Here is a 19177-nt window from a genome sequence, read left to right on the forward strand (position 1 = left end):
TTCAAATTCTCTGGACAGTCACGTTCATTTCGACGCCGGCGCGGCGGGCGCCGATGCCTGCGGGGGAGCGGACGCAGCCGCGACCGGTGCCGAGGCGGCGGCCGCCGGCGCGGATGCCGCCGCAACCGGCGCGGATGCGGCAGCGCTGGCCGCCGGCAGCGGCTCCAGCAGGCTGGGCATCGGGTTCTTCTTGAGGGCATCCGCCACCGCGGACTGCGCCGTGCTCATGCACTCGTCGGCGAGCCTTCGGCCCAGCTTCTGGCTCATGAGCATCGACTTGTTGCTCAACTGCAGCCACATCGCGCCGCCGACGGGATCCTCCAGCCGGATGGCGCCCGTGCGGCTCTCGACGGGGTGCATGCGAAAGCGCTGCAGGCCCACGCGGACGATGAAGAAGCCCTCGCGCTTGTGCGGGGTCACGTGGACGGTGGCGCCCAGCTCGCACGCGATGTCGCCCGTATGGACGAGCTTCGCGACTTCCAGGTCGGCGGGCGTCAGTTTCACCGCGGGGTCGTCGTCGATCTCGATCTTTTCCTCGGTCGTCTTAGGCACGACCTGGCCGCCCCGCTTCTTGACCGTGGCCTTCGCGGCCGAAGCAGGCGCGGACTTCGCCTTGGCAGGCGCCTGCGCCAGCGACAGTGCCGGCGCCAGGGCGATCAGCGTCGCGGTGAGAAGGAACTTCATCTGTGGTTGTCTCCGTGTATGCATCAAGGCGCGGCCGTGAACCAGGCCCGCACGCCATCGGGCAGTTTCCTGCCGGTGCGGTGGGCGCGCTCCAGTACCTGCCAGTAGTAGCGATAGCTCGCCCTGTCTTCCAGCTTGCCGTCGTGGCTGATCGGCGCCCAGTCCGCACGCGCGGCAGCCTCCACGATCTTCGCGGCGGTCTCGATCTCCTGCGTCCCGGGCGAGAACGCCTCCAGGATCGGCCGGATCTGGTCCGGGTGGATGCTCCACATGCGCGTGAAGCCCAGTTCCTGCGCGGCGCGGCGGGCGGCCGCACCCAGCGCCTTCGTGTTCTTGAATTCAGTGACCACGCCGTGCGCGGGCACCTTGCCGTGCGCGTGGCAGGCCGAAGCAATTTCGAGCTTCGCGCGCACGACCAGCGGATGCGTGAACTGGCCGTCGATGCCCATGCCCGCTGCGGGAATCGCGCCGCCATGCGCGGACACGAAATCCATCAGGCCGAAGCTGAGCGATTGCACACGCGGATGCGCGGCGATGTCGAAGGCGCGATGCACCGCGGCCGGCGATTCGATCAGCACGTGCAGCGGCAGGCGCTGTGCACCGGCGGCATCGAGCGCGGCGGCCGCGCGCTCCACGTCCGCGACGGATTCCACCTTGGGCACCATCACGTGCGAAAGCTTCTTGCCGGCCTTGCCTGCGATGGTGGCGATGTCCTGCTCGAATGCCGGGTGGTCGACGGGATGGACGCGCACCGCGACACGCGCCTTGTCGCTGGCGAGGGAGGCGAGCGCGACGACCAGCGCCGCATGCTCGGCTTCACCGCCGACGGGCGCGCCGTCTTCGCAGTCGAGCGTGACATCGAAGACGCAGGCGCCGAATTCCTCGGTCATCTCGGCCTGCAGCTGCAGGCTCTTTCGCATCCGCGCCTCGACACCGCTGTAGTGGTCGCAAACCGGAAGAAAACCAGTCTGCGCCTGGGCGCCCAGGAGGATATCGCGCGGATGAAGCATGGCCCCCACGCTTGTCACTTCGTGTACTACGCTGCCCCCCGAGGGGGTCTTCGCGCCTAGGGGCGGCCCGTCGTCGCTCACTTCACCCGCTTTCAGAGCAGGTGGGCGACGCCGGCCTGTTCGTCCTGCAGTTCCTTCAGGGTCTTGTTGATCCGCTCCTGGCTGAACGCGTCGATCTCCAGGCCCTTCACGATTTCATACTTGCCGTCCTTGGTGGTGACGGGGAAACCGAACATGATGTCCTTCGGGATGCCGTAGTCGCCGTTGGAGGGCACGCCCATGGTGACCCACTTGCCGTTGGTGCCCAGGGCCCAATCGCGCATGTGGTCGATCGCGGCGTTGGCGGCGGAAGCGGCCGACGAGAGGCCACGCGCTTCGATGATCGCGGCGCCGCGCTTGCCGACGGTGGGGAGGAAGGTCTCGGCATTCCAGACCTGGTCGTTGATCAGGTCCTTGACGGCCTTGCCGCCGACGGTGGCGAAGCGGTAGTCGGCGTACATGGTCGGCGAATGGTTGCCCCACACGGTGAGCTTCTCGATGTCGGCGACGGCCTTGCCGGTCTTGGCGGCGATCTGGCTCAGAGCGCGGTTGTGATCGAGGCGAAGCATGGCGGTGAAGTTCTCGCGCGGCAGGCTCGGGGCGCTCTTCATCGCGATGTAGGCGTTCGTGTTGGCGGGGTTGCCCACGACCAGCACCTTGACGTTGCGGCTCGCGACCTTGTCGAGCGCCTTGCCTTGTGCCGTGAAGATGGCGCCGTTGACGGCGAGCAGCTCGGCGCGCTCCATGCCCGGGCCGCGGGGACGCGAGCCGACCAGCAGCGCGTAGTCGGTGTCCTTGAAGGCCGTCATCGGGTCGCTGTGGGCTTCCATGCCGGCCAGCAGGGGGAACGCGCAATCCTCGAGCTCCATCATCACGCCCTTGAGCGCCTTCTGGGCCTTCTCGTCGGGGATTTCGAGCAATTGCAGGATGACGGGCTGGTCCTTGCCCAGCATCTCGCCGGAGGCAATGCGAAACAGCAGGGCGTAACCGATCTGGCCGGCAGCGCCTGTGACGGCAACGCGGACGGGCTTTTTGCTCATGGAAATCTCCGAAATTTCGTGTGGGGGGAACCGCGAAGTTTACCCGCGAAAACCCTAGCACGTCAATTTGTCTTATGTCTTATATAAGATATGATTCGACCACTTCAACGGTGGGCCCCGCCCTTTCCAGCACGCGTATCGCAGCACGAATTCCGCAGCACCTGTCCCGCGATGTCGCAGACACCTCCCTCCAGCAACGACAGCGCCGCCGCCGACGGCGCGGTGCAGGCCACGCCCGCGTTCAGCCCGCTGTACCAGCAGATCAAGGTGCTGATCCTGCAAAGCCTGCAGGACGGAGAATGGAAGCCGGGCGAGGCGATCCCGAGCGAAATCGAGCTCGCCGCGCGCTTTCGCGTGAGCCAGGGCACGGTGCGCAAGGCGATCGACGAGCTCGCGGCGGAAAACCTCCTGGTGCGCCGCCAGGGCAAGGGCACCTTCGTGGCGACGCACGCGGAGCAGCACGTGCGCTATCGCTTCCTGCGGCTCATTCCCGACAGCGGCGACGTGGACACCGAAGGGCCCGCGCAGCGTGAGGTGCTGGAGTGCAAACGCGCTCGCGCGAGCGCCGACATCGCCCGCACGCTGGGCCTGCGCACCGGCGACCCGGTGGTGCAGGTGCGCCGTATCCTGTCCTTCGGCGGCGTGCCCACCATCCTGGAAGACCTCTGGCTGCCGGGCAACGCGTTCAAGGGCCTCAATGCCGGGCAGATGGCGGGATACCACGGGCCGACCTACGCCATGTTCGAGGTGGAATTCGGCGTGCGCATGGTGCGCGCCGAGGAGCGCATCCGCGCGGTGGCGGCAGACGCGCAACAGGCCATGCTATTGAAAGTGGAGCAACACACGCCGCTCCTGAGCGTCGAGCGGGTGGCCTACACCTATAACGACGTGCCGATGGAACTGCGGCGCGGGCTGTACGTCACGGAGACCCACCACTACCGCAACGAATTGAGCTGACCACACGCCGATGACCGCGGCCGTATGGATTTCATGAAGGCCCCGTGTCAGTTTGGTGCATTGCAATAGAATTTTGGGTTGTCTGCTTATTTCCGTCACGAACCGCACATGCGCACCACCAAGAAAGCCAAGCCATGACAGAGCCAGCCAAGAAGCGGCCCGAGTTTCGCAACATCCACGCATTGACGGACCTCCCCTCCTACCGGCTGCCCGCCGCGGGCATCGTGTCCATCCTGCACCGTATCAGCGGCGCGATGATGTTCCTCCTGATGCCGTTCATCATCTGGATGTTCGACAAGTCCGTCTCCTCCGAAATCTCCTTCGCCAAGTTCCGGGCCGCTTTCACGAGCGGCCTTTGGATTTTTCCGGGCTGGTTCATGAAGCTCGTGGTGCTGGCGCTGATCTGGGCCTACCTGCACCACCTCATCGCCGGCTTGCGGCACCTCTGGATGGACGTGAGCCACGCGGCCGTGACGAAGGAATTCGGCTTCCGTTCCGCGCAGGTCACGCTGGGCGCGAGCGTCCTGCTCACGCTCGTCCTGGGCGCCAAGCTCTTCGGCCTCTACTGACAAGAACAACGGGAACAACAACATGTCCGTGAACTACGGCTCCAAGCGCATCGTCGTCGGCGCGCACTACGGCCTGCGCGATTGGCTCAGCCAGCGCGTCACCGCCGCGCTGATGGCTCTCTTCACCCTTATCGTCCTGCTGCAGGTCATCTTCTCGCGCGGCCCGATGGGATACGACAAATGGGCGGGGATCTTCTCGTCGCAATGGATGAAGGTGCTGACCTTCACCGTGATCGCCGCGCTCCTCTGGCACGTCTGGGTGGGCATGCGCGACGTGTGGATGGATTACATCAAGGCCGTGTGGCTGCGTCTCGTGCTGCAAGTCTTCACCATCGTCTGGCTTACGGCCTGCGCCGGCTGGGCGATTCAAGTTCTCTGGAGACTCTGAGCATGTCGTATACCAACAAGAACATCACCAAGCGCAAGTTCGACGTCGTCATCGTCGGGGCCGGGGGCTCCGGCATGCGCGCGTCGCTGCAGCTCGCGCGCGCGGGCCTGAACGTCGCCGTGCTCTCGAAGGTCTTTCCGACCCGTTCGCACACCGTCGCGGCGCAGGGCGGCATCGGGGCGTCGCTGGGCAACATGTCCGAGGACAACTGGCACTACCACTTCTACGACACCGTGAAGGGCTCCGACTGGCTCGGCGACCAGGACGCGATCGAGTTCATGTGCCGCGAAGCACCCAAGGTCGTGTACGACCTCGAGCATATGGGCATGCCCTTCGACCGCAACCCGGACGGCACGATCTACCAGCGCCCGTTCGGCGGCCACACCGCCAACTACGGCGAGAAGCCCGTGCAGCGCGCCTGCGCCGCGGCGGACCGCACCGGCCACGCGATGCTGCACACGCTGTACCAGCAGAACGTCAAGGCCAAGACCAGCTTCTTCGTCGAGTGGATGGCGCTCGACCTGATCCGCGATGCGGAAGGCGACGTCGTCGGCGTCACGGCGCTCGAGATGGAAACGGGCGACCTGCACATCCTCGAGGCGAAGACCACCTTGCTCGCCACGGGCGGCGCGGGACGGATCTTCGCGGCGTCGACGAATGCCTTCATCAACACCGGCGACGGCCTGGGCATGGCGGCGCGCGCCGGCATCCCGCTGGAAGACATGGAGTTCTGGCAGTTCCACCCCACCGGCGTCGCCGGCGCGGGCGTGCTGCTCACGGAAGGCTGCCGCGGCGAAGGCGCGATCCTGCTCAACAGCAACGGCGAGCGCTTCATGGAGCGCTACGCCCCCACCCTGAAGGACCTCGCGCCGCGCGACTTCGTCTCCCGCTCGATGGACCAGGAGATCAAGGAAGGCCGCGGCTGCGGTCCCAACAAGGACTACGTGCTGCTCAAGCTCGACCACCTGGGCGCCGAGACCATCCACAAGCGCCTGCCCTCGGTGTACGAGATCGGCGTGAACTTCGCCAACGTCGACATCACCAAGGAGCCGATCCCGGTGGTGCCGACCATCCACTACCAGATGGGCGGCATCCCGACGAACGTCAACGGGCAGGTCGTCGTGCAGAACGGCGGCGTGCACAACGAGGTGGTCAACGGCCTCTACGCGGTGGGCGAATGCTCCTGCGTGAGCGTGCACGGCGCCAACCGCCTGGGCACCAACTCGCTGCTGGACCTGCTGGTGTTCGGCCGGGCCGCGGGCAACCACATCGTGGAATTCGCGAGCCGCAGCAAGTCCCACAAGGATCTGCCCGCCGACGCCGCGGACCGCACGCTGGAACGCCTGAACCGCCTCGAAAACACCGCCTCCGGCGAATACGCGCAGGACGTCGCCAACGACATCCGCGCGAGCATGCAGTTGCACGCGGGCGTGTTCCGCACGCAGGCGAGCATGGACGAAGGCGTCGGCAAGATCGCCGCCATCCGCAGCCGCGTGAATTCCCTGGCGCTCAAGGACAAGTCCAAAGTCTTCAACACCGCCCGCATCGAGGCGCTGGAGGTCGAGAACCTGATCGAGTGCGCGCAGGCCACCATCGTGTCGGCCGCCGCGCGCAAGGAATGCCGTGGCGCCCACACCGTGAGCGACTACGAAAAGCCGGTGGACGACCCGCAGGCGCCGATGGGCCGCGACGACGCCAACTGGATGAAGCACACCCTGTGGTACAGCGAAGGCAGCCGCCTGTCGTACAAGCCGGTGCAGCTCAAGCCGCTCACCGTCGACAGCGTTCCCCCCAAGGTCCGTACGTTCTAGTACCTACCGCAGCAACGACTAAATTAAACGGATAAAGCCATGGAAAAACGGACCTTCCAGATCTACCGCTACGACCCGGACAAGGACGCCAAGCCGTACATGCAGACCATCGAGATCGAACTCGACGGCCACGAGCGCATGCTGCTGGACGCCCTGATGAAGCTCAAGGCGCAGGACCCGACGCTTTCCTTCCGCCGCTCCTGCCGCGAAGGCGTGTGCGGCTCGGACGCGATGAACATCAACGGCAAGAACGGCCTCGCATGTCTCACCAACATGCTCACGCTCAAGGGCACCATCGTGCTCAAGCCACTGCCCGGCCTGCCCGTCATCCGCGACCTGATCGTGGACATGACGCAGTTCTTCAAGCAGTACAACTCGATCAAGCCCTACCTCATCAACGACAACGTGCCGCCCGAGAAGGAACGCCTGCAGTCGCCCGAGGAACGCGAGGAGCTCAACGGCCTGTACGAGTGCATCCTGTGCGCGAGCTGCTCCACGAGTTGCCCGAGCTTCTGGTGGAACCCGGACAAATTCGTCGGCCCGGCCGGGCTGCTGCAGGCCTACCGCTTCATCGCCGACAGCCGCGACGAAGCCACCGCCGAGCGACTGGACAACCTGGAAGACCCGTACCGGCTCTTCCGCTGCCACACGATCATGAATTGCGTGGATGTGTGCCCGAAGGGCCTGAACCCGACCATGGCCATCGGCAAGATCAAGGAATTGATGGTGCGCCGGTCGATCTGACGCACCACCGGATATGGACGCGAAAGCTGACGACCTGCTTGACGAGCGGGCGCTCTCCAAACTGAAATGGCGGTGCCGCCGCGGTTTGCTGGAGAACGACCTGTTCATCGAACGGTTCTTCAGCCGCTACGAAGCGTCGCTGACCACCGGTCAGGCGGCGGCGCTGAATGAGTTGATGGATCTGCCCGACAACGACTTGCTGGACCTGCATTTGCGGCGCAAGGAGCCGGAGGGCGAACTGGACACGAAGCCCGTGCGTGAAGTGCTTGCGATGCTGCGAAGCAGGCCAACCGATTAGTTAAAGGAAGAAAGCCATGGAACTCGCTGACAACAAGGCCACCCTGTCGTTCTCCAACGGCAGCCCGAACGTCGAACTACCTGTCTACAAGGGCAGCGTCGGCCCCGACGTGATCGACATCCGCAAGCTGTACGCGCAGACCGGCATGTTCACGTACGACCCGGGCTTCATGTCCACGGCCGCGTGCCAGTCGGCCATCACCTACATCGACGGCGACAAGGGTGAACTGCTCTATCGCGGCTACCCCATCGAGCAGCTCGCGACGAAGTGCGACTTCATGGAAACCTGCCACCTGCTGCTGTACGGAGAGCTGCCCAACGAGGAAGGCAAGAAGAAGTTCACGCGCACCGTGACCATGCACACCATGGTCAACGAGCAGATGCAGTTCTTCCTGCGGGGCTTCCGCCGCGACGCGCACCCGATGGCCATCATGACCGGCCTGGTCGGCGCCCTGTCGGCCTTCTATCACGACAGCACGGACATCAACAACCCGGAGCACCGCGAGATCGCCGCGATCCGCCTGATCGCCAAGATGCCGACGCTGGTTGCCATGGCCTACAAGTACAGCGCAGGCCAGCCGTACATGTACCCGAAGAACGAACTCAGCTACGCAGGCAACTTCCTGCACATGATGTTCGCCACGCCTTGCGAGCCCTACACCGTGAGCCCGGTGCTCGAGCGCGCGCTCGACCGCATCTTCATCCTGCACGCGGACCACGAGCAGAACGCATCGACCTCCACCGTGCGGCTGTGCGGCTCGTCGGGCACGAACCCGTTCGCGGCCATCGCGGCGGGCGTGGCCTGCCTCTGGGGCCCCGCGCACGGCGGCGCCAACGAGGCGGCGCTCAACATGCTCTACGACATCCAGAAGGCGGGCGGCGTCGAGAAGATCGGCGAATTCATCAAGCAGGTGAAGGACAAGAACTCCGGCATCAAGCTGATGGGCTTCGGGCACCGCGTCTACAAGAACTACGACCCGCGTGCCAAGCTCATGCAGGAAACCTGCAAGGAAGTGCTGGGCGAGCTCGGCCTGGAAAACGACCCCCTGTTCAAGCTCGCGATGGCGCTCGAGAAGATCGCGCTGGAAGACGAATACTTCGTCTCCCGCAAGCTCTACCCGAACGTGGACTTCTACTCCGGCATCGTGCAGCGCGCGATCGGCATCCCGGTGTCGCTCTTCACCGCGATTTTCGCGGCGGCGCGCACCGTGGGCTGGATCGCCCAGCTGAACGAAATGATCGGCGACCCGGAATACAAGATCGGCCGTCCGCGCCAGCTCTTCACCGGCTCGGTGAAGCGCGACGTGAAGCCGCTCGCGCAGCGCTGAACCGCCGCGGTCCGCGCAAAGCCCGCTTCGGCGGGCTTTTTCGTTTCCAGCCGGGCAGCATGGCCATCTCGGTTCGCGATGCCGAAATCCCCTGTTTTAGGGGAAAATCGCCTTCTCCCATCGCCAACCGCGATGACTCAAGCCATCACCGCCATGAAGCCCTCGGAACGCAACTTCGCACGCCGGATCGACCTCACGTCGCTCCAGCTGTTCGTGGCCGTGTGTGAGCTGGGGAGCATCGGCAAGGCCGCGGAGCGCGAGTTCATCGCCGCCTCCGCCGTGAGCAAGCGCCTGTCGGACCTGGAGGCGACGCTCGACACCCCGCTGCTCTACCGCCACACCCGCGGGGTGGACCTGACGCCTGCCGGCGAAAGCCTGCTGCACCACGCGCGTTCCGTGCTCTTCAGCCTGGAGAAGATGCAGGGCGAGCTGAGCGAATACGCCGACGGCGTGCGCGGCCACGTGCGGGTGCACGCGAGCATTTCGGCAGTCGTGCAGTTCCTGCCCGAAGACCTCGGCGAATTCATCAGCGCCCACCCCGAAGTGAAGATCGACCTCGAGGAGCACCTCTCCACCGAGGTCGTTCGCGCCGTGCAGGAAGGCGCCGCCGACCTGGGCATCTGCAATTCGGCGGTGCTGTCGCCCGGCCACGGCCTGCAGACGCGCCCTTATCGTGAAGACCAGCTCGTGCTGATCGTCCCGCGCCGGCATGCGCTGGCGCGCCGCAAGGCGGTCGCGTTCGAGGACACGCTCGATTGCGACCACGTGGGCCTGCATTCGAACAGCTCCGTCTACCTCGCGATGCGCGACGCCGCCGCGCTCGCGGGCCGCAACATCCGGCTTCGCATCCACGTCACCGGGCTGGACGCGATGTGCCGCATGATCCACAACGGCCTCGGCGTGGGCGTGATGCCGCGCCGCGCCTTCGAGTTGATGCACGGCGTCGGCGATCTGGAAAGCGTTCGCCTCACCGATGCCTGGGCCGACCGCCGCATCGACCTCGTGTCGCGCGACTTCTCCACCCTTCCCGTCACGGGCCGCCTGCTGGTGGAACACCTCACCGCGCGCGTCCCCGTCATCGAAGCGGCCGAACTGGCCGCCTCCTAGCCATCCCAAGCGAGAGAACAGACCATGGCAAGAACCCTCTACGACAAGATCTGGGACGAGCACGTCGTCCACACCGAGGAGGACGGCACCGCCATCCTCTACATCGACCGCCATCTCGTGCATGAAGTGACGAGCCCCCAGGCTTTCGAGGGCCTGCGGCAGGCCGGGCGCAAGGTATGGCGCGTGAGCTCCATCGTCGCCACGGCGGACCACAACACGCCCACCACCGGCTGGGAGCGCGGGTACGACGGCATCGACGACCCGATCAGCAAGGAGCAGGTCACCACGCTAGACAAGAACATCGGCGAGTTCGGCTCGGCGGCCTATTTCCCCTTCCTGTCGAAGCGCCAGGGCATCGTGCACGTGATCGGCCCCGAGCAGGGCGCGACGCTGCCGGGCATGACCGTCGTTTGCGGGGACTCGCACACCTCGACCCATGGCGCGTTCGGCGCGCTCGCGCACGGCATCGGCACGAGCGAGGTCGAGCACGTGATGGCGACGCAGACGCTGCTCGCCAAGAAGGCGAAGAACATGCTGGTGAAGGTCGAGGGCCGGCTCGCGCCCGGCGTCACGGCCAAGGACATCGTGCTGGCCGTCATCGGCCGTATCGGCACGGCCGGCGGCACGGGCTACACGATCGAGTTCGCCGGCTCGGCGATCCGCTCGCTGTCGATGGAGGGCCGCATGACGGTCTGCAACATGGCAATCGAAGCGGGCGCGCGTGCCGGGCTCGTGGCGGTGGACGACAAGACCATCGAGTACGTGAAGGGCCGCCCCCTCGCGCCCACCGGCGTCGAATGGGATCATGCCGTGGCGTACTGGAAGACGCTGCAGTCCGACGCGGGCGCGAAGTTCGACACCGTCGTCGAACTCGACGCCTCGTCCATCATCCCCCAGGTCACCTGGGGTACCTCCCCCGAGATGGTGCTCGGCATCGACGCGCGCGTGCCGGACCCCGACCGGGAGAAGGACGCGAACAAGCGCGGCGCGATCGAGCGCGCATTGACGTACATGGGGCTCGAGCCCGGCAAGGCGCTCAACGACATCCACGTCGACAAGGTCTTCATCGGCTCGTGCACCAACAGCCGCATCGAGGACATGCGCGAGGCCGCCGCGATGGTTCGCAAGCTGGGCCGCAAGGTGTCGCGCAACGTGAAGCTCGCCTTGGTGGTCCCGGGTTCGGGGCTCGTGAAGGAGCAGGCCGAGCGCGAAGGCCTGCACGAGATCTTCAAGGCCGCGGGTTTCGAATGGCGCGAGCCGGGATGTTCCATGTGCCTGGCGATGAACGCCGACAGGCTCGAGCCCGGCGAGCGATGCGCATCCACCAGCAACCGCAACTTCGAAGGCCGGCAAGGCGCGGGGGGCCGCACGCACCTGGTCAGCCCGGCGATGGCCGCGGCCGCCGCCGTGCACGGCCACTTCGTCGATGTCCGCCAATTCGCCTGAGCCAGGAGAACGTACGATGAGCACCGTAGCCCTCAAGCCCTTCACCGTCCACAAGGGCCTCGTCGCCCCGATGGATCGCGAGAACGTCGACACCGACGCGATCATCCCCAAGCAATTCCTGAAGTCGATCCGCAAGACCGGCTTCGGCCCGAACCTGTTCGACGAATGGCGCTACCTGGACCACGGCGAGCCCGGCCAGGACCCCGCCACGCGCAAGCCCAACCCGGACTTCGTGCTGAACCAGCCGCGCTACCAGGGCGCCTCCATCCTGCTCGCGCGCAAGAACTTCGGCTGCGGGTCCTCGCGCGAGCACGCGCCGTGGGCGCTGGACCAGTACGGCTTTCGCGCGATCATCGCGCCGAGCTACGCCGACATCTTCTTCAACAACTGCTTCAAGAACGGGCTGCTCCCGATCGTCCTGCCGGATGCGCAGGTGAGCGAACTGTTCGATTCCGCCCAGGCATTTCCGGGCTACGAGCTCACGATCGACCTCGACCGCCAGCTGGTCGTCAAGCCGGACGGAAAGGCATTCGAATTCGACGTGCAGCCGTTTCGCAAGTTCTGCCTCATGAACGGCTTCGACGATATCGGACTCACGCTGCGCCAGGCCGACAAGATCCGCGCCTTCGAAGCCGAGCGCCTCGCCTCCAAGCCCTGGCTCGCCCATTCCCTCGTCAACTGAACCCTGCACGCTCATGAAAATCGCAATCCTCCCCGGCGACGGCATCGGCACGGAAATCGTCGCGGAAGCGGTGAAGGTCCTGCACGCGCTCGACCTGAAGTTCGAATCGGAGACCGCGCTGGTCGGCGGCGCCGCCTACGAAGCCCATGGCCACCCGCTGCCCGAAGCCACGCTCAAGCTCGCGAAGGAAGCGGATGCCGTCCTCTTCGGCGCCGTGGGCGACTGGAAGTACGACAAGCTCGAACGCGCGCTGCGCCCGGAGCAGGCGATCCTCGGCCTGCGCAAGAACCTCGGCCTCTTCGCGAACTTCCGCCCGGCCATCTGCTACGAGGAACTGGTCGGCGCATCCAGCCTCAAGCCGGAACTCATCGCGGGCCTGGACATCCTCATCATCCGCGAGCTCACGGGCGACATCTACTTCGGCCAGCCGCGCGGCCGGCGCACCGCCGTCGACGGGCACTTCCCCGGCAGCGAAGAAGCCTTCGACACCATGCGCTATTCGCGTCCCGAAGTCGAGCGCATCGCGCGCGTCGCCTTCGAGGCCGCCCGCAAGCGCAGCAAGCGCGTCACCAGCGTCGACAAGGCCAACGTGCTCGAGACCTTCCAGTTCTGGAAGGACATCGTCACGGAAGTCGGCAAGGAATACCCGGACGTCGAGCTCGACCACATGTACGTGGACAACGCGGCGATGCAGCTGGTGAAGGCGCCCAAGAAGTTCGACGTCGTGGTAACGGGCAACATGTTCGGCGACATCCTGTCCGACGAGGCCGCGATGCTGACGGGTTCAATCGGCATGTTGCCTTCGGCCAGCCTGAACGCCAGCAACCAGGGGCTGTACGAGCCCAGCCACGGCAGCGCGCCGGACATCGCGGGCAAGGGCATCGCCAATCCTTTGGCTACAATCCTCTCTGCCGCCATGATGCTCCGCTTCTCCCTCAACCAAGCCGCCGCCGCCGACCGTATCGAGTCCGCGGTGAAGGCCGTGCTGGCCTCGGGCCTGCGCACCGCGGACATCCATTCCAGCGGCACCACGAAAGTCGGCACGCGCGAGATGGGCGACGCCGTCGTGGCCGCGATTACCAAAAAGACCACCAAGGGCTAGCAAGCTCCGGTTCGTCGCGCCCTTCCCCGGCCAGACGAGCCGGGGACCAGAGATTGATTTTTCTAGAAAGGGCGATCTGAAATGAAACTCTCCAACGGACAGCAGCCGCTGGTCGGCCTGGTCGGCTGGCGCGGCATGGTCGGCTCGGTCCTCATGGACCGCATGCAGGCCGAGGGCGACTTCGCCCTGATCGAGCCGGTGTTCTTCTCGACTTCCAACGCGGGCGGCAAGGCCCCGGCGCAGGCGAAGAACGAGATCACGCTCAAGGACGCGTTCGACATCGACGCGCTGAAGAAGTGCGACATCGTCATCACCGCGCAGGGTGGCGACTACACGACCGAAGTCTTTCCCAAGCTGCGCGCCGCCGGCTGGACCGGCCACTGGATCGACGCGGCATCGACCCTGCGCATGAAGGATGACGCCGTCATCGTGCTGGACCCGGTGAACATGCCGGTGATCAAGTCGGCGCTGGTCAAGGGCGGGCGCAACTGGATCGGCGGCAACTGCACCGTGAGCTGCATGCTGATGGGCGTGGGCGCGCTGTACAAGGCCGGCCTCGTCGAGTGGATGAGCAGCATGACCTACCAAGCGGCATCCGGCGGGGGTGCCCAGCACATGCGCGAACTCCTCACGCAGTTCGGCACGCTCAACGCCGAGGTGCGCGGCCTGCTGGACGACCCCAAGTCCGCGATCCTGGAGATCGACCGCAAGGTGCTCGCGCGCCAGCAGTCCATGTCCGGCGAAGAGACCGCCAACTTCGGCGTGCCGCTGGGCGGCTCGCTCATCCCCTGGATCGACAAGGACCTCGGCGACGGCATGAGCAAGGAAGAATGGAAGGCCGGTGCCGAGACCAACAAGATCCTGGGCCAGGGCCCCGGCTTTGCCAAGCCCGCGACGCCCGTGGACGGCTTCTGCGTTCGCGTCGGCGCCATGCGCTGCCACAGCCAGGCGCTCACCTTCAAGCTGCGCAAGGACGTTCCCGTGGCGGACATCGAACAGATGATCGCGGCGGACAACGAATGGGTGCGGGTGGTGCCGAACAACCGAGAAGCGACGCTCAAGGACCTGACGCCCGTGTCGGTGACCGGCACGCTGGGCATCCCGGTGGGCCGCATCCGCAAGCTCGCGATGGGCCCGGAGTATGTCGGCGCATTCACGATCGGCGACCAGTTGCTGTGGGGCGCGGCGGAGCCGCTGCGCCGGATGCTGCGCATCCTTCTCGACGCATAATCCCGCCCGAGCCGCGAACGACGGCCTGTCACCGATGGTGACAGGCCGTTGTCACATCACAACAACGTGCGTGGTGCATGTGCGCACCGAGAGTGCGTGCGGAAGTTAAAAGCTGTCTCAGCTTGTCAGCCTAAGACATTGATGTTATGGTCCTTTTAGCAAATTCAGCGTCGAGGCGTTTGTCCGCATGATGAGAAAAAAATTGCCTGCAGACCGAGCAATGGGGGCGCAAAAACCGATGACGAAGCCGCAATGGCGCGCTACCGCTCTGGCAATCGCGGCGGCGGCGTTGCTGGGTGTTTCCACATCGACTGCTTACGCTCTTGGCTTGGGTCGCATCACGGTCCAGTCGGCTCTCGGCGAGCCGCTGCGGGCCGAGATCGACGTTCCCGAAATCAACGCGGAAGAAATCGCCAGCCTGCGTACGGCGGTGGCGTCACCTGAAGCATTCCGCGCAGCCGGTTTCGAATTCAACCCGACGCTCTCGGGCATCGTCATCACCTTGCAGCGCCGGCCCGACGGCCGCCACTTCCTGCAGCTGTCCAGCAACCGGGCCGTCAACGATCCCTTCGTCGACCTGATCCTGGAAACCACCTGGTCCTCCGGCCGCATCGTGCGCGACTACACGATGCTGTTCGACCCGCCGGCCCTGCGCTCGAACGCGGCGCCGCTCGCCGCCCAGGTGACGCCGGCGGCGCCTTCCACGCGCGCACCGGCTCCGGCCCCCGCTCCTTCAGCCCGCGCGCCCTCCGTCGCGCCGGCCGCGCCAGCCGCCCGTGCGCCCGCGGAACGTCCCGCGCCCGCAGCGGCGTCACGCGCGCCGTCCGGGGACGGCAAGCAGGTCACCGTGCAGGCCGGCGACACCGCAGGAAAGATCGCAGCGGCGAACAAGCCCGCCAGCGTCTCGCTGGACCAGATGCTGGTGGCCATGCTGCGCGCGAACCCCGACGCTTTCATCGGGGGCAACATCAACCGCCTGCGCGCCGGCGCCGTCGTGACGGTACCGACCACCGAAGACGCCAACCTGATTCCCCCCGACGACGCGAAGCAAACACTGGTCGCCCAGAGCCGCGACTTCAACGAATTCCGTCGGCGCCTGGCCGAAGGCCTGCCGACGACGAACGTGGCGCCCGCAGACCGCCAGTCCTCCGGCAAGATCCAGGCGCAGGTCCAGGAAAAGAAGCCCGGCGCCTCGGCTCCGGACAAGCTCACGCTTTCCAAGGGTGCCGTGCAAGGCAAGGCGGCCGAGGACAAGATTGCGCGCGAGAGGTCGGCCAAGGACGCAGCCGCCCGCGTGGCGGAGTTGAACAAGAACATCGCCGACCTGAACCGGCTCAGCGCCGCTTCGGGTCCGGCAGGCGCAGGCGCCAGCGGCGCGAGGCCTGGCGTGGGTGTCCCCGTCGCAGGGGCGGCGAGTTCGGCCGGCAAACCGGCATCCGCGGCTGCTTCGGCTCCGGCAGCCAAGCCGGCTTCCGCACCGGCGATGGTGACGGCCACCGCGCCTGCCTCGGCGGCCAAGCCTGCCTCTGCGCCTGCCGCAGCCGCGTCCGCACCCGTCGCCGCCTCGGCCTCCGCGGCCAGGCCGGCCTCGGCGGCCCCGGCCGTGGTGGCCGCACCGTCTCCGGTGGCATCGAGCGCCTCGCCGATGGCCACCGTGTCCCCGCCGTCGGCCTCGGCAGCAGTCGCTTCCGCATCGCCTGCATCGTCGGCCGCAAGCGCGCCTGTCGCGATGCCCTCCTCCGTCAGCGCAAGTGCCGCCGCGAGCAGCCCTGCGTCGTCCGCCGCGGCGCCGGCCAGCGCTCCCGCGCCGGCGACCGTCGCCGCCGCCTCCGCACCCAAGCCGTCGGCGGTGCCCCGCAAGGCCGAGACCAGCTTCCTCGACGACCTCCTCGAAAACCCGATGGTCCCGGCTGCGATAGGCGGCATCCTGGCCTTCCTGCTCGGCTTCGGTTTCTATCGCGCCCAGCAGCGCAAGAAGTCGACTCAGGTCGACAGTTCCTTCCTGGAAAGCCGCCTGCAGCCCGATTCCTTCTTCGGCGCCAGCGGCGGCCAGCGCATCGACACCAACGAGGGCAACGCGACCGGCTCCTCGATGGTGTACTCGCCCAGCCAGCTCGACGCCGCCGGCGATGTGGACCCGGTGGCTGAAGCCGACGTGTACCTCGCCTACGGGCGCGACCTGCAGGCCGAGGAAATCCTCAAGGAAGCCCTGCGCACCAACCCGCAACGCGTGGCGGTGCACAGCAAGCTGCTGGAAATCTACTCCAAGCGCCGCGACAACAAGGCCTTCGAGCTCGTGGCTACGGAGGCCTACGGCCTCACCCACGGTGAAGGCCCGGTGTGGGAACACATCTGCGAACTCGGCCACGAACTGGACGCGACGAATCCGCTGTACCGTCCGGGCGGCGCACCCGCCGAAGGCGCTGTGGCCGCAGCGGCTGCCGCCACAGCCGCGGGCGCGGCCTTCAGCGCGACGTCGGCGCAGCAGGCCACGCAAGGTTCGCAAGCCACCCAGCCGGTGGCCGCCGCGCCGGTCGATCTGGACCTCGATCTCGACTTCGACCTGGACTCGCCGGCCGAAGCACCTGCCGCGGCACCCGCGGCCCCCGTGATGGGTGCTTACGCCCCTGCCCCGGCGCCGCAGCCGACGCTGGCCATGACGGTGCCGCCCGCTCCCGCCGGATCCGATGCCATGCCCCCGTTGGACATGGATTTCGGTTCCGCGTCGACGGTTTCGATGACGTCAGCGCCCACGGAGCCCGCCCACCTCGAGTCCCCCGCCGCGGACGACAACGCGCTGAGCTTCGACCTGGATGCACCGCCCCCCGCTTCCCCGCCACCCGCCGCAGCGCCGGTGGCAGCCGCTCCGGCTGCGGACAGCTCGGGCATGATCGAATTCGACCTGGGTTCCCTGTCCCTCGATCTTCCCGGCGCGACGCCCGCGCCGGCGGCTTCCGCCGCAGCGGCCGCCACGCCTGCCGCCGCCGCCAAGGGCCTGCCAGAAATCGATTCGGGTCCTTCCAGCAGGTCCGGCGAAAGCACGGCCGGATTCGAGGATTCCGCCAGCGGCGACCCGCTGGCCACGAAGTTCGCCCTCGCCCAGGAATTCAACGCCATCGGCGACCCGGACGGCGCTCGCTCGCTGGCCCAGGAAGTCGTCGCGGAAGCCTCGGGCGACTTGAAGAGCAAGGCGCAGAAGTTCCTCGCCGAAATCGGCTGAGGCGCCGCCCGTCTTCCTCACGAAAGGCCTGCCCATGAGGCTGGCGCTGGGTATCAGCTACCTCGGACAAGCCTACGAAGGCTGGCAAAGCCAGCCTTCGGGGCGCACCGTCCAGGACAAGCTGGAATCCGCCCTTTCCCAATTCACGGCGCAGGACGTCTCCACCGTCTGCGCGGGCCGCACGGATTCGGGCGTGCACGGCCTGATGCAGGTCGTCCACTTCGACACCGAACTGCAGCGCGAGGAGTTTTCCTGGGTGCGCGGCACCAATCGGTTCCTGCCGCCCGACATCGCGGTCGAATGGGCTCGCCCGGTCCCTGATGCCTTCCATTCCCGGGCGTCCGCCACGTCCCGGCGTTACGCATACGTGGTGCGCGAGTCGGCGGTGCGTCCCAGCGTGGACGCGGGCCGCGTCGGCTGGGTGTTCCGCCCCCTGCGCCTCGATGCCATGCAGGAGGCAGCCGCCTTCCTGCTGGGGCAGCACGACTTCACCTCGTTCCGCGCCTCCGGATGCCAGGCGCGCTCGCCCGTCAAGACCATGATGCGCATAGCCATCGCCAGGCGCGGCGCGTACTGGCGCTTCGATTTCGAAGCGGACGCCTTCCTGCACCACATGATCCGCAACATCATAGGTTCACTGCTCGTCGTGGGCCAGGGCCAACAGCCGGCGTCCTGGATGGGCGGGGTGCTCGAGGCGCGCGACCGGGACGCGGCCTCGCCGACGTTCTCGCCCGACGGCCTGTATTTCCTGGGGCCGGTCTATGGGGCCGAGTGGAACCTGCCCACCCGCACGCCTGCTTATGATTGGCTGCCATGAGCGCAGCCTCCACGACACCTTCACGCACCCGCATCAAGATCTGCGGGCTGACGCGCGAGCAGGACGTCGATGCCGCAGTCGATGCCGGCGCGGATGCGGTCGGCTTCGTCATGTATGCGCACAGCCCGCGCTGCGTCTCGCCCCAGCGGGCCGCCGAACTCGCGCGGCGGCTTCCACCGTTCGTCACGCCGGTGCTCCTCTTCGTGAACGAGTCGCCGGAGCGCATCGCGCAGGCCTGCACCCAGCTGCCCCACGCCACCCTGCAGTTCCACGGCGACGAATCGCCTGCGCAATGCGACGCGGCCACGTCCGGCGGACTGCGTCCCTACCTGCGCGCGGCCCGCATACCTCTGCAGTCCACCGAACCCTTCGACTTGTTAAAATTCGCGGCTCAATATCCACATGCCCAAGCCCTCCTGCTCGACGCCCACGTCGAGGGATACGGCGGCGGCGGGAAAGCCTTCGATTGGTCACGCCTTCCTCCAAACGTCAACGCTCGCCTCGTCTTGTCTGGTGGGTTGACGCCTGCAAACGTGACCGATGGCATCGTGCAGGTGCGGCCGCGCTGTAAGTCGCTGGCCGTCGATGTGAGCTCCGGGGTCGAGGTGTCCGACGGGGACGGCACCCGCAAGGGCATCAAGGACCCGGAAAAGATCCATCGCTTCGTCGCGGCCGTGCGTGCCGCCGACAAGCTTCCTGCATGAGG

Annotated in this window: 18 protein-coding genes; 15 read left to right on the plus strand and 3 right to left on the minus strand. The window is 66.7% G+C overall.

The genetic code is table 11. The features are described 5' to 3' along the window. Positions 1-24: 24 nt before the first annotated feature. The 3 genes from I5803_RS07380 to I5803_RS07390 form a co-directional block, all read right to left on the minus strand. Positions 25-684, minus strand: a complete 660-nt coding sequence (locus I5803_RS07380) for a hypothetical protein (protein ID WP_196985729.1) — start codon at positions 682-684, stop codon at positions 25-27. 23 nt (positions 685-707) lie between these two features. Continuing rightward, positions 708-1694 carry an HpcH/HpaI aldolase/citrate lyase family protein gene (locus I5803_RS07385; RefSeq protein WP_196985730.1) on the minus strand — a complete coding sequence of 329 codons (987 nt, stop codon included), beginning with the start codon at positions 1692-1694 and terminating at the stop codon, positions 708-710. A gap of 92 nt (positions 1695-1786) precedes the next feature. Then, positions 1787-2773, minus strand: coding sequence for a malate dehydrogenase (locus tag I5803_RS07390; RefSeq protein WP_196985731.1), 987 nt, complete (start codon positions 2771-2773; stop codon positions 1787-1789). Positions 2774-2944: 171 nt separating this feature from the next. Between I5803_RS07390 and I5803_RS07395 the strand changes: the two genes are divergently transcribed. The 15 genes from I5803_RS07395 (at position 2945) to I5803_RS07465 (ending at position 19175) form a co-directional block, all read left to right on the plus strand. Further along, positions 2945-3730 (plus strand): GntR family transcriptional regulator, encoded by a 786-nt coding sequence (locus I5803_RS07395; RefSeq protein WP_196985732.1) that lies wholly within the window; start codon positions 2945-2947, stop codon positions 3728-3730. Positions 3731-3864: 134 nt separating this feature from the next. Then, the gene (gene sdhC / locus I5803_RS07400) at positions 3865-4299 is read left to right on the plus strand and encodes a succinate dehydrogenase, cytochrome b556 subunit (RefSeq protein ID WP_196985733.1); all 435 of its coding nucleotides are present in this window, start codon (positions 3865-3867) and stop codon (positions 4297-4299) included. A gap of 22 nt (positions 4300-4321) precedes the next feature. After that, positions 4322-4687, plus strand: a complete 366-nt coding sequence (gene sdhD, locus I5803_RS07405) for a succinate dehydrogenase, hydrophobic membrane anchor protein (protein ID WP_196985734.1) — start codon at positions 4322-4324, stop codon at positions 4685-4687. A gap of 2 nt (positions 4688-4689) precedes the next feature. Beyond that, the gene (gene sdhA / locus I5803_RS07410) at positions 4690-6498 is read left to right on the plus strand and encodes a succinate dehydrogenase flavoprotein subunit (RefSeq protein WP_196985735.1); all 1809 of its coding nucleotides are present in this window, start codon (positions 4690-4692) and stop codon (positions 6496-6498) included. A gap of 39 nt (positions 6499-6537) precedes the next feature. Beyond that, positions 6538-7242, plus strand: a complete 705-nt coding sequence (locus I5803_RS07415) for a succinate dehydrogenase iron-sulfur subunit (protein WP_196985736.1) — start codon at positions 6538-6540, stop codon at positions 7240-7242. A gap of 13 nt (positions 7243-7255) precedes the next feature. After that, positions 7256-7540 (plus strand): FAD assembly factor SdhE, encoded by a 285-nt coding sequence (locus I5803_RS07420; protein ID WP_196985737.1) that lies wholly within the window; start codon positions 7256-7258, stop codon positions 7538-7540. Positions 7541-7556: 16 nt separating this feature from the next. Further along, entirely contained in the window at positions 7557-8867 is a 1311-nt protein-coding gene (gltA, locus tag I5803_RS07425) for a citrate synthase (RefSeq protein ID WP_196985738.1), read from the plus strand. Between the two features lie 153 nt (positions 8868-9020). Continuing rightward, on the plus strand, positions 9021-9974 hold the full coding sequence (locus I5803_RS07430) for a LysR family transcriptional regulator (RefSeq protein WP_196988493.1): 954 nt from the start codon (positions 9021-9023) through the stop codon (positions 9972-9974). A gap of 24 nt (positions 9975-9998) precedes the next feature. After that, complete coding sequence (gene leuC, locus I5803_RS07435) at positions 9999-11420, plus strand: 3-isopropylmalate dehydratase large subunit (protein WP_196985739.1); 1422 nt, start codon at positions 9999-10001, stop codon at positions 11418-11420. Positions 11421-11436: 16 nt separating this feature from the next. Further along, complete coding sequence (gene leuD, locus I5803_RS07440) at positions 11437-12102, plus strand: 3-isopropylmalate dehydratase small subunit (RefSeq protein ID WP_196985740.1); 666 nt, start codon at positions 11437-11439, stop codon at positions 12100-12102. A gap of 13 nt (positions 12103-12115) precedes the next feature. Next, positions 12116-13204, plus strand: coding sequence for a 3-isopropylmalate dehydrogenase (gene leuB, locus I5803_RS07445; RefSeq protein ID WP_196985741.1), 1089 nt, complete (start codon positions 12116-12118; stop codon positions 13202-13204). Between the two features lie 81 nt (positions 13205-13285). Further along, positions 13286-14434 (plus strand): aspartate-semialdehyde dehydrogenase, encoded by a 1149-nt coding sequence (asd, locus tag I5803_RS07450; protein ID WP_196985742.1) that lies wholly within the window; start codon positions 13286-13288, stop codon positions 14432-14434. A 328-nt stretch (positions 14435-14762) separates the two neighbouring features. Next, positions 14763-17654 (plus strand): FimV/HubP family polar landmark protein, encoded by a 2892-nt coding sequence (locus I5803_RS07455; RefSeq protein ID WP_231402368.1) that lies wholly within the window; start codon positions 14763-14765, stop codon positions 17652-17654. 34 nt (positions 17655-17688) lie between these two features. Further along, positions 17689-18471: a tRNA pseudouridine(38-40) synthase TruA gene (truA, locus tag I5803_RS07460; protein ID WP_196985744.1), complete on the plus strand. Its 783-nt coding sequence runs from the start codon at positions 17689-17691 to the stop codon at positions 18469-18471. Further along, on the plus strand, positions 18468-19175 hold the full coding sequence (locus tag I5803_RS07465; RefSeq protein WP_196985745.1) for a phosphoribosylanthranilate isomerase: 708 nt from the start codon (positions 18468-18470) through the stop codon (positions 19173-19175). Before truA ends, I5803_RS07465 begins: the two co-directional genes overlap by 4 nt. Positions 19176-19177: the final 2 nt, after the last annotated feature.

It is taken from the genome of Caenimonas aquaedulcis, assembly GCF_015831345.1.
In the GTDB taxonomy this organism is placed as follows: Bacteria; Pseudomonadota; Gammaproteobacteria; order Burkholderiales; family Burkholderiaceae_C; genus Ramlibacter; species Ramlibacter aquaedulcis.